Annotated in this window: 16 protein-coding genes; 12 read left to right on the forward strand and 4 right to left on the reverse strand. The window is 32.8% G+C overall.

The features are described from left to right. Window positions 1-74 precede the first annotated feature (74 nt). The 5 genes from B5D14_RS04190 (at window position 75) to B5D14_RS04210 (ending at window position 4,279) form a co-directional block, all read left to right on the forward strand. Complete coding sequence (locus tag B5D14_RS04190) at window positions 75-740, forward strand: putative ABC transporter permease (RefSeq protein ID WP_078711340.1); 666 nt, start codon at window positions 75-77, stop codon at window positions 738-740. 1 nt (window position 741) lies between these two features. After that, on the forward strand, window positions 742-1,128 hold the full coding sequence (locus B5D14_RS04195) for a hypothetical protein (protein WP_078711341.1): 387 nt from the start codon (window positions 742-744) through the stop codon (window positions 1,126-1,128). Between the two features lie 53 nt (window positions 1,129-1,181). Beyond that, window positions 1,182-1,616: a peptidylprolyl isomerase gene (locus tag B5D14_RS04200; RefSeq protein WP_078711342.1), complete on the forward strand. Its 435-nt coding sequence runs from the start codon at window positions 1,182-1,184 to the stop codon at window positions 1,614-1,616. A 9-nt stretch (window positions 1,617-1,625) separates the two neighbouring features. After that, window positions 1,626-2,495, forward strand: a complete 870-nt coding sequence (locus tag B5D14_RS04205; protein WP_078711343.1) for a YitT family protein — start codon at window positions 1,626-1,628, stop codon at window positions 2,493-2,495. Between the two features lie 152 nt (window positions 2,496-2,647). Next, the gene (locus B5D14_RS04210) at window positions 2,648-4,279 is read left to right on the forward strand and encodes a putative manganese-dependent inorganic diphosphatase (RefSeq protein ID WP_078711344.1); all 1,632 of its coding nucleotides are present in this window, start codon (window positions 2,648-2,650) and stop codon (window positions 4,277-4,279) included. A 38-nt stretch (window positions 4,280-4,317) separates the two neighbouring features. On the opposite strand, the gene mgtE is transcribed toward B5D14_RS04210, so the two are convergent. The 4 genes from mgtE to tgt all read right to left on the reverse strand — a co-directional run bounded on the left by mgtE (window position 4,318) and on the right by tgt (window position 8,644). Then, window positions 4,318-5,661 carry a magnesium transporter gene (gene mgtE, locus B5D14_RS04215; protein WP_078711345.1) on the reverse strand — a complete coding sequence of 448 codons (1,344 nt, stop codon included), beginning with the start codon at window positions 5,659-5,661 and terminating at the stop codon, window positions 4,318-4,320. A 160-nt stretch (window positions 5,662-5,821) separates the two neighbouring features. Next, the gene (locus B5D14_RS04220) at window positions 5,822-6,490 is read right to left on the reverse strand and encodes an epoxyqueuosine reductase QueH (RefSeq protein ID WP_078711346.1); all 669 of its coding nucleotides are present in this window, start codon (window positions 6,488-6,490) and stop codon (window positions 5,822-5,824) included. Beyond that, entirely contained in the window at window positions 6,483-7,511 is a 1,029-nt protein-coding gene (gene queA / locus B5D14_RS04225; RefSeq protein ID WP_078711347.1) for a tRNA preQ1(34) S-adenosylmethionine ribosyltransferase-isomerase QueA, read from the reverse strand. Before queA ends, B5D14_RS04220 begins: the two co-directional genes overlap by 8 nt. A gap of 2 nt (window positions 7,512-7,513) precedes the next feature. Further along, window positions 7,514-8,644 carry a tRNA guanosine(34) transglycosylase Tgt gene (gene tgt / locus B5D14_RS04230; RefSeq protein WP_078711348.1) on the reverse strand — a complete coding sequence of 377 codons (1,131 nt, stop codon included), beginning with the start codon at window positions 8,642-8,644 and terminating at the stop codon, window positions 7,514-7,516. A gap of 91 nt (window positions 8,645-8,735) precedes the next feature. Here tgt and B5D14_RS04235 point away from each other — a divergent pair, with 91 nt between their 5' ends. The 7 genes from B5D14_RS04235 to B5D14_RS04265 all read left to right on the forward strand — a co-directional run bounded on the left by B5D14_RS04235 (window position 8,736) and on the right by B5D14_RS04265 (window position 14,161). After that, window positions 8,736-9,200, forward strand: a complete 465-nt coding sequence (locus B5D14_RS04235; protein ID WP_078711349.1) for a hypothetical protein — start codon at window positions 8,736-8,738, stop codon at window positions 9,198-9,200. Between the two features lie 5 nt (window positions 9,201-9,205). Next, window positions 9,206-9,490, forward strand: a complete 285-nt coding sequence (locus B5D14_RS04240; protein ID WP_245289555.1) for an ArsR/SmtB family transcription factor — start codon at window positions 9,206-9,208, stop codon at window positions 9,488-9,490. Window positions 9,491-9,499: 9 nt separating this feature from the next. Continuing rightward, window positions 9,500-10,501 carry an alpha-hydroxy-acid oxidizing protein gene (locus B5D14_RS04245; RefSeq protein WP_078711351.1) on the forward strand — a complete coding sequence of 334 codons (1,002 nt, stop codon included), beginning with the start codon at window positions 9,500-9,502 and terminating at the stop codon, window positions 10,499-10,501. Between the two features lie 76 nt (window positions 10,502-10,577). Further along, window positions 10,578-10,967: an Inorganic pyrophosphatase gene (locus B5D14_RS04250; RefSeq protein WP_078711352.1), complete on the forward strand. Its 390-nt coding sequence runs from the start codon at window positions 10,578-10,580 to the stop codon at window positions 10,965-10,967. A gap of 136 nt (window positions 10,968-11,103) precedes the next feature. Continuing rightward, on the forward strand, window positions 11,104-11,640 hold the full coding sequence (locus B5D14_RS04255) for a DUF4358 domain-containing protein (RefSeq protein ID WP_078711353.1): 537 nt from the start codon (window positions 11,104-11,106) through the stop codon (window positions 11,638-11,640). Between the two features lie 61 nt (window positions 11,641-11,701). Continuing rightward, window positions 11,702-13,045 carry an MBOAT family protein gene (locus B5D14_RS04260; protein ID WP_200804756.1) on the forward strand — a complete coding sequence of 448 codons (1,344 nt, stop codon included), beginning with the start codon at window positions 11,702-11,704 and terminating at the stop codon, window positions 13,043-13,045. A 9-nt stretch (window positions 13,046-13,054) separates the two neighbouring features. Further along, a complete protein-coding gene (locus B5D14_RS04265) occupies window positions 13,055-14,161 on the forward strand; it encodes a DHHW family protein (protein ID WP_078711355.1) in 1,107 nt (368 codons plus the stop codon). The last annotated feature ends 7 nt before the right edge of the window (window positions 14,162-14,168 follow it).

Consider the following 14,168-nt stretch of genomic DNA (forward strand, 5'->3'; position numbering starts at 1 on the left):
TCTTTTAATAAAATAGCGTACTTTCTTAATTTTTTTTAGCCTATGCTATAATAAAAAATGAAAGGGTGGGTAGGATGACAATTCAAAGGAAAAAATTTGCGGAGGGATATTGCTTCGAGAAAATATTCGCATTCTTTATGGTAGGTTGCATTATTGGTGTAGTTTATGAAACAATACTCGCTTTCGTAACACAACATGGTTTACTACAACCACATGTTGGCTTAATTTATGGACCATTTAATCCAGTATATGGAATTGGATTTTCATTGTTTTATATTTTATTGGGAAAAAATACTGAGTCTCGAAATGGATGGGTAACTTATATTTATTGTTGCTTAATTGGAGGAGCTACTGAATACTTAATTAGTTATTTGGAACAAGTTTTCCTTCATACACAAGCATGGAATTATTCTCATTTGTTTCTTAATATTCAAGGTAGAACAACAGTTCCATTTATGCTATTTTGGGGGCTAGGTGGTTATGTCTTATTGCGTTGGGTTTATCCAGCATTATCAAAATTCATTGAGCAATTTCCTTACCAGTTGGGTAAGAAAATAACGACTTTTTTGGTTGTCTTCATCTTGTTTGATAGCATTGTGACTTTCTTAGCAGTTTATCGTCAATCTCAACGTGAACTAGGAGTACCTGCAACTAACTTAGTTGCGGAGTTATGTGATTATTATTTTCCCAATGATGTGATGGATAAAATTTTTCAAAATGTGCATGAGGTGAAAAAATAAGATGAAGAAATTATTTAAAATATGTAGTGCTATTATGTTAGTAGAAGGTAGTTTGGGAATAATAATTAGTTTAGGTATTCTTTTATTTACACAACTTTCTTCATTATACGTCGCTGTAACAATCATTAGTATTTTGATTCCAGGAGTTTTGTCTTTCTTAACAGGATTATTTGGTTGGATGAAAAAATCATATCATCTATTAATTACCTTGGGCACGTTATCATTAATGATCAAAGGGATGCTTTCTTTCCAAGGTTATAATGGGATTATACCTATTTTGCAATATAGTGATTTAATCATTCCTGGTGCTTATTTGGTTTTGGTATTGTTGATTAATCATGACAAAATAAATGAGGAGATTGTTGAAGAAACTAATGAGAATGTCTGAAACGTATAGAATTCATTTTGCAAAACAAGTATAATGTTTACGAGGTGGAAATTATGACAAAAATATTAGGTAAAATCACATTACAAAATGGGGCAGAGCTACCATTTGAACTTTATCCAGATGAAGCTCCAAAAACAGTAGAAAATTTTGTTAAATTAATTAAAGAAGGGTATTATAACGGAAAAACATTTCATCGTGTCATTCCAGGATTTGTTTCTCAAGGTGGATGTCCTTATGGAACAGGTTCAGGGGATTTAGGGTATACAATACCTTGTGAAACACAAAAAAACCCACATAAACATATACCAGGAGCATTGTCTATGGCACATCGTGGTAAAGATACAGGGTGTTGTCAATTTTTTATCGTTCATGAAGCACAACCGCATTTGGATGGTGTTCATACAGTATTTGGCTTAGTTACTGATAACTTAGGTGCTGTTCGAAACATGAAAAATGGCGATGTCATGGAAAAAGTAGAAATTCTTTAGACGACAAATATGAATTCAGTAACGATTAAGAAATATTTCATGGTTCTTTTGGGATGTACCATGTTTTCGCTTGCGACAAACTTGTTTATTATTCCTCATGGACTTTATAATGGTGGCTTTGTTGGGGTAGCTCAACTTGTTATCGAGGTATTAAACCGTTTTACTCCTGTTAATTTATCAAATAACTTAACAGGGATGATTAACTTTATTATCAACATTCCAATCTTCTTATTTACATATCGTGTTTTAAGTAAGAAATTCTTCTTTGCATCTTTAATTGGTATGTTGACAATTACTGTTACATTATCTATTATTCCTATTTCTACTGTTCCAATATTAACAGATACATTAGCATCTTGTTTAATTGGTGCGATATTAGGTGGATTAGGAATTGGATTAACACTCCAAAATGGAGGAAGTGGTGGTGGTATGGATATTTTAGGTGTCTATGCTGCTTTGAAATGGAAGGGTTTCAGTGTTGGTAAACTTCAACTATTCATCAATGTTTTTATCTATTTGATGTGTGCTATTCTATTCTCTCTTCCAACTGCAATTTATTCAATCATCTTCCAATTCTTGTTTTCGATGGTTATCGATAAGATTCATTATCAAAATATAGAAATTAATGCCATGGTTTTTTCTAAGAATAAAGAAATCAAACACAGAATTAACAGTGAAATGGGACGTGGTGTAACATTTTGGAAGGGTTTTGGAGCTTATACAAACGATGAAACAGAAGTTTTTGTTGTTGTAGTAAGTAAACTGGAAATTCATCATTTAGAAAAATTAATTCGTGAAATGGATAATAAAGCATTTATTATTTTCTCAGAAAGCTATCGTGTTTCAGGTGGTTTTGAGAAGCGATTGGTTGAAAAATAGAACTTGAACTAGTATGAATGTAATTCAAACTAGTTTTTTTTCTGGTTAATGTGGAAATAAAAATAGAGAATTTTACAATGAAACATGCATGTAAGAGGTTACAATGCTTTGAAGGCTATGATAAACTAAAGTCAGATACTAGGAGGAAAGTTATGCGTGATACAATTTATGTGACAGGACATAGAAATCCTGACACTGATTCTATTTGTTCAGCAATTGCTTATGCAAATCTAAAAGAGCAAATGGGAATACCTGCAGTAGCGTGCCGAATTGGCGAGCTAAATACCGAAACGTCCTATGTTTTAAAGAAATTTGATGTGCAAGCACCTTTGCTTATTGAAAATGCAAAATGCCGTCTTGAAGATATCGATATTGATACAGCTTCATTAATCCATCCAGAGCTAACGATTAAGCGAGCTTGGGAAAAGATAACTCTTGGAAAGAATAAGAGTTTATTTGTAGTGGATGCTGAAAACAATCTATTAGGAGTTGTTTCAATGTCCAATATTTCAGATGTTCAAATGAAAGATATTGATGAAGTTAGGGAGTTAATGAAAACAGTTCCACTTTCAAATATTACGGAAACAATTGAAGGTGAATTACTAGTTACACCTGAAAATTATCATTGTGATGGTGAAGTAAAAATTATGATTTCTAGAAATAATAATTTCTTGGATGAGGAATTTGAAGATAGCATCATTATTATGAGTGATAATGAAGAACTACAAGAAAAAGCAATTGATAAAAATGTTGCGTGTCTTATTATTACAGAAGATAAAATAGTTTCTGATAAGATATTGAATAAGGCTAGAGAAAACAATGTTGCAATCATTACGACTGAATATGATGCAATGAAAGTAGCTCGTACAATTTATCAAACACCGCCAGTTTCGATGATTATGACAAAAGAAATTGTTACATTTAAAATCACTGATTATGTTGATGATGTATCAAAAAGAATGAGTAAAACTCGTTATCGTTCATATCCTGTTGTCGATCGTAAGGGGTGTGTTATTGGAGCTGTTTCTCGTTTCCATTTATTTTCATATAATAGAAAGAAATTCATCTTACTTGATCATAATGAAGCATCACAAAGTGTTGAATCATTGGAAGTAGCAGATGTATTAGAAATTATTGATCATCATCGTATAGGTGATATTGAAACAAACAATCCAATTAACTTTAGAAACCAAAATCTTGGAAGTACATCAAGCATTATTGCATTAATGTACAAAGAACATGGAGTTAAGCCAACCAAAACTATTGCTAGTCTATTGTGTTGTGCAATTATATCAGATACCATGAACTTCAATAGTCCAACAACAACTTCAGTTGATAAAGAAATTGCGGGTGAACTTGCAATCATTGCAGAATTGGACTTAGAACAATTATCAATTGAAATGTTTGAAGCGGTTGCAACATTAAGAGGATTATCATTCAGTGAGATTCTCTATAATGACTTCAAAGAATATTCAATGGAAGGATTTAGAATTGCAATTGGACAAATTAATATTCTAGATATTAAAGAGCTAGAGATTATACGTAGAGAATTTGTATCATATATGGATAAAATCAATGCAATCAATAAATATGATTTACTTGTCATGACATTTACTAATGTTGAAGGAAAAGGATCAAACTTCATTTATATGGGTAAATTGGCATGGGTTGTTGAAGAAATATTTGATGGTAAAAAGGAGAATGAAGTTTTATTTGCGAAAGATATTGTATCACGCAAGAAACAAATTATTCCAAGACTCGCAGCTGCACTTAAATTAGCGTAAAAAAATACTCTATAGGACTAATTATCCTGTAGAGTATTTTATATTAGATAAGGTAATAATAAGGTTGCTAGACCTAAGAATACAAAGAAGCCAAGCACATCCGTGGCAGTAGTAACAAATACACTGGATGCAAGTGCGGGATCAACATTGCATTTCTTTAAAAATAATGGAACTGTGTAGCCAGATACAGTAGCGATAACTAAATTCGATACCATTGCAGCACCTGCAACAAATCCCAAATATGGATTACCATAGAACAAGTAACATCCTAAGGCAACAACACTACCTAGTGCTAAACCAGTGGTTAAACCAACGCCAAATTCCTTTAGGAATACTTTTCTAGCATTTTCACCAGTTAATTCACCAAGTGCAATACCACGTACGATGATAGTTAATGACTGAGTACCGGCATTACCACCCATACCTGCAATGATTGGGTTAATTGCAGCTAGTGCAACAACTGCTTCAATTGTAGGAGAGAATAGTGCGACAACACTTGCGGCTAGAACTGCAGTTACCAAGTTAACAGTTAGCCAAGGTAGTCGCGAACGTATGGATTCAAGCAAAGTACCATCTACTTTTTCTTCTGCGTCTAATCCTGCCATACGGTGGATATCTTCAGTAGCTTCTTCTTTGATGATATCGATGATGTCATCAATTGTAATAACTCCTTTAATAACTTCATTATGGTCAATTACAGGAATCATGACATAGTCATATTTATCTAACATACGTGCAACTTCTTCTTGGTCATCATCCACATGTACAGAGTGAACATTGGGATTTGTAATCTCTGATATAAGGATATTAAAGGGCGAAGAGACTAAGTCACGTAAAGAAACTACACCTTTTAAAACTTCATCTTTATCTGTTACATAAAGGTAATATGCCATTTCTGCACTGTGTGCTACTTGTTGAAGATATTCCAATGTTTTTTGTACTGTCTTGTTGTCATGAATACTAATAAATTCAGTAGCCATAATACCACCGGCAGTATCTGGTGCATAGGACATTAATTCTTGAACTTCTTTTACATCTTCTTTTGACATCTTACTCAAGACATCTTTACTTTCCTCTTCATCCAATGTTTGGACAAAGTCTGCAATTTCATCAGAAGACATTTCTTCAAGAATTTCTTTTTGACGGTTTGCGGAGAATTGTATCAATAATTCATAAATATCTTCATCATCTTCTTCATCTAAAAGGTGAGCGATATCTTCGTCAGATAATCGATTTAATATCTTGATTGCGTCATCATCATATTCGTGAATAACACTTAAAAGATCCACGGGGTGGATAAATTCAATCATTTCTTCAAAATCATGATTATTTGCATTTAATAAAAAATTCTTTAATTCGTCTTTTGTGATTTCTAAATTCATTAAATTCCTCCTCTTTTCAAGAAAGAACTTTACCTAATTGGTAAGAACTTTCGGGTAAAATACTCTGTTTACTATTATCGCCTTCCACTTCTTACCACCTCACTTGTGCTACTTAATTATAGACTTTATAACCTATAAAATATATAGAAAAAGTGTAAATTTACACTTTTCTTTTTAAATATTCTTGATATGAGAAAATGCATCCACAATACTGTTGTCGATATAAATTATATTGCATGGATAGTTCTCTTCCTCGATCGATTCCTTGCTTCTTTTTGAAATCAGAATAGAAGTACTTAACAGTAGGAAACTGTGCTTGTAATTTTGATCCAATCTCATTTAGTTTCTGACTATCTTTTTGTCGTGAAATTGTCATCACGGTGGTAAAGTAATCAAATTGATGATTGGCTGCATATTGATAAGCTTCATGCATTCGAAGTGTATAACAAGTGATACAACGCATGCTACCTTCTGGATAATCCTTGAGTGGTTCTAGCTTCTTCGTGTATTCTTCGTTATTGTAAGGTACCTCTACTAATTGTATAGGATGTGAATTAGTTGAATTGATTTTCTCCAAATAATTCTTTAGTTCATTTAACCGGCGATGATATTCATCACTGGGATAGATGTTTGAATTGTTATAGAGTATCGTGCAATCAAATACTTCACTTAGAAATTCCAATGGAAATGTTGCGCAAGGCGCACAACAAGCATGGAGTAATAATTTTGGACGATATCCTTTTCTTTTTATTTCATCAATTTCATCAAGACTTTGTTGGTAGTAATTCACTTTGTTATTGCTTTTTTGAATTGCTGGGAATTTACTCATTTGTAATCATCATGCAATCACCAAAGGAGAAGAAACGATACTCTTTGTCAATTGCTTCTTTGTAAGCTTTGAAGATTAAGTCTTTTGATGCAAAAGATGAAATCATCATAATAAGAGTTGATTTTGGTAAATGAAAATTTGTGATGATACAATCAACTGCTTCCCATTTATAACCTGGGAAAATAAAAATATCGGTTTCACCATGGCATTCCTTGAAAGTACCATAAGTTTTATAGATTGCTTCAAGTGTCCTGGTACTTGTGGTACCTACTGAAATGATACGACGTCCTTCTTGTTTTGCAAGATTGCATAAATCAGCTGTTTCTTGTGACATCCAATATAATTCAGAATGCATAATGTGATCTTCAATTGTTTCAGTATCCATTGGTCTAAATGTTCCTAGTCCTACATGTAGAGTTACATCGGTTATTATTACACCTTTCTCACGAAGTTGATCAAAGATTTCATCTGTGAAATGAAGACCAGCAGTTGGTGCAGCAGCACTTCCTTTTATTTTTGCATAAACAGTTTGATAGCGTTCAGCATCATCAAGTTTTTCTGTAATATAGGGAGGAAGAGGTACTTGGCCTAAATTTTCAAGAATTTCCATGAAAATGCCATCATAAATCATTCTCATTTTTCGAATCCCTTTATCACCAATGCCAATGCATTCTGCTTTGAGTTCACCTTCATTGAAAGAAATTACAGTTCCAAGTTTAACAACTCGTGCATTACCAACAAGACATTCCCATAGATCACCTTCTTGTTTAAGCAACAATAACTCAACATGGGCACCTGTTTCTTCTTTTGTACCAAATAATCTAGCTGGAATTACGCGTGTGTTATTTCGAACAAGGACATCGCCTTTTTTAAAGTAATTCACAATATCATAAAAATGTTTATGTTCAAGTTCTCCAGTATTTTTATGGACAACTAGTAAACGACTTGTAGTTCTATCATCTAAAGGATGTTGAGCAATTAAACTCTCAGGTAATTCAAAATCAAATTCACTCGTTTTCAAAACTAAAACCCTCTTTCATCAAATGCATATTTCTCTAATATTTCTTTTTTAAAGTCACCGAAGCGATCTTCTTTGATTGCCTGACGTGCTTGTTCAGTAAGACGCAATAAGAATCGTAGATTGTGGATAGACATCAAACGGTTACCTAATCCTTCATTACAACGATACAAATGATTTAAATAAGCGCGTGTATACTTCCTACAACACTCACAATCACATTCTGGATCAAGTGGCCTAAAATCATCTTTGTAAATTGCACGTTTGATATTGATACGACCTTCGCTTGTCATAAGTGTTCCATGTCGTGCGATACGTGTTGGTAAAACACAATCCATCATGTCAATTCCATTCTCAATAGCAACTAAGATATCATTAACAGCACCAACACCCATCAAATATCTTGGTTTGTTTTCAGGTAAGTACTTAACACTATATTGAATCATGCGAGTCATTGTTTCTTTGTCTTCACCTACAGAGGTTCCGCCAATAGAATAACCTGGGAAATCCATTTTAACTAATTCCTCAGCACAATGCTTACGCAAATCTTCATAATCGCCTCCTTGAACAATTCCAAATAAGGCTTGATCTTCTTTTCTTTGGTGAGCATCTAATCCGCGTTTAGCCCAACGCAATGTTCTTTCAACGCTATTTTTGACATAGTCATATGATGCAGGGTAAGGAATGCACTCATCAAAAGACATAATCATATCAGCACCTATTTTATTTTGAATCTGAATTGATAACTCAGGACTTAAAAATAACGTATCACCATTTAAATGACTCTTAAATGTAACACCTTCCTCTTTAATCTTTCGAGCGTCAGATAGGGAGAATACTTGAAATCCACCACTATCAGTCAACATAGGACCGTTATAATTCATGAACTTTTGTACACCACCGGCTCTTTCAACAATATCCTCACCGGGTCTAAGCCATAAATGATAGGTATTGGAAAGAACAACTTGTGCTCCAATTTCTTTTAATTCCTCAGGAGAAACAAATTTCACGGTAGCAAGTGTTCCTACTGGCATAAACATAGGTGTCTCTACACTACCATGAGGTGTATGAATGACACCTAGCCGAGCTCCTGTTTGTTTACAAATATGTGTTAACTCAAATTTAAATTTTTCCATAATATCACCGGGTTTATTATACATGAGTTCATCATAATATGATAGAGAAATGGGTATGAAAATGCTATAATAATCCTATGTAGGTGATTGTATGAAATCGAAGACATTAAAAATTAGAAATATTCCTAATGAACCACCAATTATTGCAACAGTAAGTGTAAAACCAACACCAGCTTTAACCGCAATGATGTTTATTAGTTTTATCATGATTATTTTTAATCAAATCTTTTCCTATATGGGAGTATTGTTATTTGGATTATCATCCTTCTGTTTGTTTGTTTTACCAGATAGAAAATTAATTGAATTTACTCATGATTATATCATTCTTTATAATTGTAAAGAACGAGGAGATTGTACATTAATTTATTGGGAAGATATTCTAACTTGGCAATATATCTGGCGAGCTGATCGTGATGAATTGAGAATTGAGCTAGTGGATCATACAATCGAATCAATCGAGTGCTATTCGAAGAAAACAGTTGTACCCTTGCTTCGAGCATTTGTTAGAGAAAAAGAAAAAATTATTCAAAAAGGAAAGCGAGTTAAGGTGGCATGAAATCAATGGATGTAGAGTTTCAATATGAAGAAATGTCTTTGTTGTTTAAAATGTTCTCAGATAGCACACGTTTGAAAATTCTTCATTTGTTATTTGAACAAGAACGTTGTGTCAGTGATTTTATTGAAGAACTTCAAATGAGTCAATCGGCAGTATCTCATCAGCTTGCAACACTTAAAAAAACCCATCTTATTAAATCTCGTAAGGCAGGGAAGAATGTTTATTACTCTTTAGCAGATGAGCATATTGTCAGTATTTTTAAAATGGCTTTAGACCATGTCAATGAATAGGAGAGAAAAATGAAAAGAGAAGCAAATTTATGTAAACAATGTCCAGTGTGCAATGGACTAGCATGTAAGGGGCAAATACCTGGAGTAGGTGGTATTGGTCAAGGAAATTCATTTATCAACAATGTTAAAGAACTTCAAAAAGTGAAATTATTAATGGATGTAGTCAATGATATTCAAGAAGTTAATCCAGAAACAACACTATTTAATAAGAAATATGCATTTCCTTTGCTTGTAGCACCTATTGCAGGAATCAAGAATAACTATGGCACTGATATTCCAGATTATGTATATAACTCTGAATTAGCAAAAGCATGTGATGAACAAGGTATTAGTTGTTTTGTGGGCGATGGTATTGATATGGAAAATTTTTTCCATCTTCCAGCACGTGCAATTCATGAACAAGGTGGTCAAGGATTTGTAACAATTAAACCTTGGGCTATGGAGAAAGTAATTGAGCGAATCAATTTAGTTAAAGAATTTGATGTATTGGGTATTGCGATGGATGTTGATGCTGCAGGGTTACCATTATTAAGAAATTCGGTTACTCCTGTTGAAAATAAGGATGAAAAAGCATTACGTGAAATTAAGAAGCTATGTGATGGAAAACCCTTTATTGTAAAGGGAATAATGACGACAGAGGCGGCAATTGCAGCAGTTAATGCTGGAGCTGATGGTATTGTAATAAGCAATCATGGTGGAAGAGTTCTTGATGATTGTTGTGCAACAATCGATGTTTTAGAAGAAATCGTAGCTGCTGTTAAAGGAAAAACTACAATTCTTATTGATGGTGGATTTAGAACGGGTACAGATATTTATAAGGCGATTGCATTGGGTGCTGATGGTGTTCTAATTGGAAGACCAATTGCTCTAGCTTGCGCAACAGAAGGTGTTGAAGGAGCAAATAAGATAATAAGTAAACTAAAATCTGAATTTCAACATGCAATGCGAATGACAGGTTGTGCAACAATTTCTGATATTACAAAAAGAAAAATAAAGAAACAAACTATGTAAAAATTTACATAGTTTTTTAATTTGTTTACATTTTTTCATTTTTGTTATAATAAGAAAAGAGATTGAGGTAACGACTATGACAGATTTCGAAAATAATGCGTTTTTTTGGCAAAAAATAGATACACTATATCTATCTAATAAATTAGAAATATTACGTGAGAAAGGTGCAAAACATCCGGATTATAGTAATTTAATTTATCCAGTAGATTATGGACGTCTAAAAGATACACAGGCGGCTACTTCTGAGGGAATTACCGTATTTAAAGGATCACAAAAATCTTCTACTGTTTCTGCATTAATCATTGCAGCCGATATCCTAAAAAAGGATTTACAAACTAAATTGATTTTAGGATGTACACCAGAAGAAGAGGAAAAAGTTTTACGTTTCTTAAATCATACAGATTTTCAAAAAACGGTGTTAATTCGCCGTGGTCAAGAAATTCCAAACTGGGGACTTACTGATTAATCTGCAATAGTTGCAGATTTTTATTTTGTCAAAGAAAGTATTTGTTCACATAAAATTCAGAGTACATTCCTAGACATTCGAGCATGGTTTGATATAATCAAATTGCATTCCATTAAAGGTGTGCAGGAGGAAGTTTATGAAGAAATTATTAGCGTTAATGTCTTTGGCATTAGTACTTGCAGGTTGTTCAACAGCACCAAAAGATGAACCTGTAAAGACTCCTGAGATGACTCCAGGAGAAGTAGTTGATGGTGAAGGTGTTACTGGCGGTGAGTCAGCAGAAATGACAAAACTTCAAAAAGCAGTTGATTCCGTTGTCAATGGAGGAACATATGAATTCCCTAGTTTCATGACCGTAGATGAACCAACATTAGAAACAATTTATTATTTAGTAAGTGATGATGTACAAGATTATGCAATTTACTTACCAATGATGAATGTACAAGCTACAGAAATTATTGTAATTGAAGCTAAAGAAGGAAAAGTAGATGTTGTTAAAGAAGCAGTTGCAAAAAGACTTGCTGATATTGAAACAACTTGGGCACAATATTTACCAGATCAAAATGAATTAGTACTTAATCGTGTTGAATTCACAGATGGTAACATTGTAGGTGTCGTTATTTCTGAAAATGCAGAAGCTGTCGCAAAAGATATTCAAGCAGCTTTAAAGTAAGCGTATGGTATTCAGTAGTATAATTTTTCTATTTGTCTACTTACCGATAGTCTTAGTGGTGATGAAAACATCACCACTAAAACTTCGCAATTTGTTTTTGTTTCTTCTTAGCTTAGTGTTTTATGGCTGGGGAGAACCTTTTTATATTGTACTTTTATTAATTTCAACCGTAGTGGATTACATTAACGGCTATTTTGTTTACAAATATCGTGATCAAAAGAAAATAGCAAAGCGATTTGTACTATTTTCAATTGTCTTTAATTTAGGACTACTTGGATTCTTTAAGTACTATGATTTTATCATTTCAAGTTTAAATGGTATTGGTTTTGAGTTATTACAACCTCTTGGATTAGCACTTCCAATTGGGATATCATTTTATACTTTTCAAACAATGTCTTATCCAATTGATATTTATCGAGGACAAGCAGAGGCTCAAAAGAGTATGGTTTCATTTGGAGCCTATGTTGCAATGTTTCCGCAATTAATCGCTGGACCTATTGTTCGTTACAGAGATATAGCAGAGCAGCTTGTAAAACGGGATGAAACAATGGATAAATTTACACAAGGTATCCAAAGATTCATGATTGGGTTATCAAAGAAAGTATTACTAGCCAATAATATAGGGCTAGTATTTGAAACGATAAAATCAGCTTCTTCATCACAAATGTCGATTCTAACAATGTGGTTAGGAATTATTGCCTATGGCTTTCAAATTTATTTCGATTTTAGTGGATACAGTGATATGGCGATAGGTTTAGGTAAAATGTTTGGTTTTGAATTGCTTGAGAATTTCAATTATCCATATATTTCTAAATCAATTACAGAGTTTTGGCGACGTTGGCATATCTCATTGGGATCTTGGTTTAGAGACTATGTCTATATACCATTGGGTGGAAATCGTTGTAGCCAACTAGTAAACATGCGTAATATTCTTGTAGTTTGGTTACTCACAGGATTGTGGCATGGGGCAAGTTGGAACTTTATTCTATGGGGACTTTATTTTGGGATTTTATTGATGATTGAAAAATTATTCTTATTGAGAAGATTACAAAAAGCTCCAGCAATTGTACAACACACTTATACAATTATTCTTGTTTTAATTAGTTGGGTAATCTTTGCATTTGAAGATTTGGGTGTTTTAAAAGAATCTTTTAGAATTCTTTTTGGGTTTGCGAATGTTCCATTTATAAATGATTATTTTATTTACTTAATTCGAAATAATTTTGTCTTGTTGATCGTACTAATTATTTCAGCGACACCATTATTCAAAATGATTTATCAAAAATACATTGAAGGGAAAAAGTTGGAATGGATAACACCTATCTTGATTTTAGGTGGTTTGATACTTTGTACGGCATTTATTGTAGATGCAAGTTATAATCCGTTCTTATACTTTAGATTTTAGGAGGTAAATATGAAACGAAACATTCAAATTTTGAGTTGTATTTGCTTTTGTGGTTTCATTGGATTTTTGTCAATTGCAAACATCATACAGCCCAATAAACAATTTTCTGAGAATGAAAATAGATACTTAGCAAAAGTACCTACATTTAGCCTGAAAACACTATTTAACGATAATTATACTGGAAAATTAGAAACTTATTTTACAGACCAATTTATTTTTCGTGATCAATGGATTAGTGTAAAGTCATTGTCTAAGAAACTAACAGGGAGTATTGAGAATAACGGTGTTTATTTTGGTAAGAATAATCAATTGCTTCAAATGTTTGCTACAACGGATATGGAAACTGTGAATAACTCGATTAATTATATCAATCAATTCATCCATAAGGTTGATGTTCCAGTTGATATGATGATTATTCCCACGGCAAGTGAAATAGAATCTAGTGCTTTGCCTGTATTTGCTTATAATGAAAATCAAGAAGCCATCCTTCAAATGATTGAAAGCAAGATTGATGCAAATTGGATTGATATTTATTCAGTTCTTTCTGGAACAGATCAAGTATTTTTCAATTTAGATCACCATTGGAATGAAAAAGGTGCTTACTTGGCATATTTAGCTTATTTGAACTTCTTAGGTGTAGAACCTACTGAATTTACTTATGAGAAGGTTACGGATGACTTTAAAGGGACACTTTATTCTAAAGCGGGGACTTTTTGGTTGCAAGGTGAACCATTATATAAAATAAACCCAGTTAATCAAGTGAAATCAACGATTACTTTTGAAGATGGTACCTCAATGAATTCTTTGTATAGTGATAAATATTTAAGTCAAAAAGATAAATATTCCTATTATTTAGATGGAAATCACGCATTAGTGAAAATAAAAAATGAAGGAGTACAAGACAGTTTAGGCACCTTATTAGTGGTAAAAGACTCATATAGTCATATTCTAACACCCTATTTAGCATCGCATTTTGATGAAATTATCTTGGTGGATTTAAGGTATTATAGATTACCAATTTCAAAATTAATTCAAGAAGAGGAGGTAACAAACGTATTATTAGTATATAATATAGAAAACTTCTTACTTGATAAGAATTTTTCGTTTTTGAAGTAGAAGGAGA

This window comes from Anaerorhabdus furcosa, from assembly GCF_900167375.1.
Lineage (GTDB): Bacteria > Bacillota_I > Bacilli_A > Erysipelotrichales > Erysipelotrichaceae > Anaerorhabdus > Anaerorhabdus furcosa.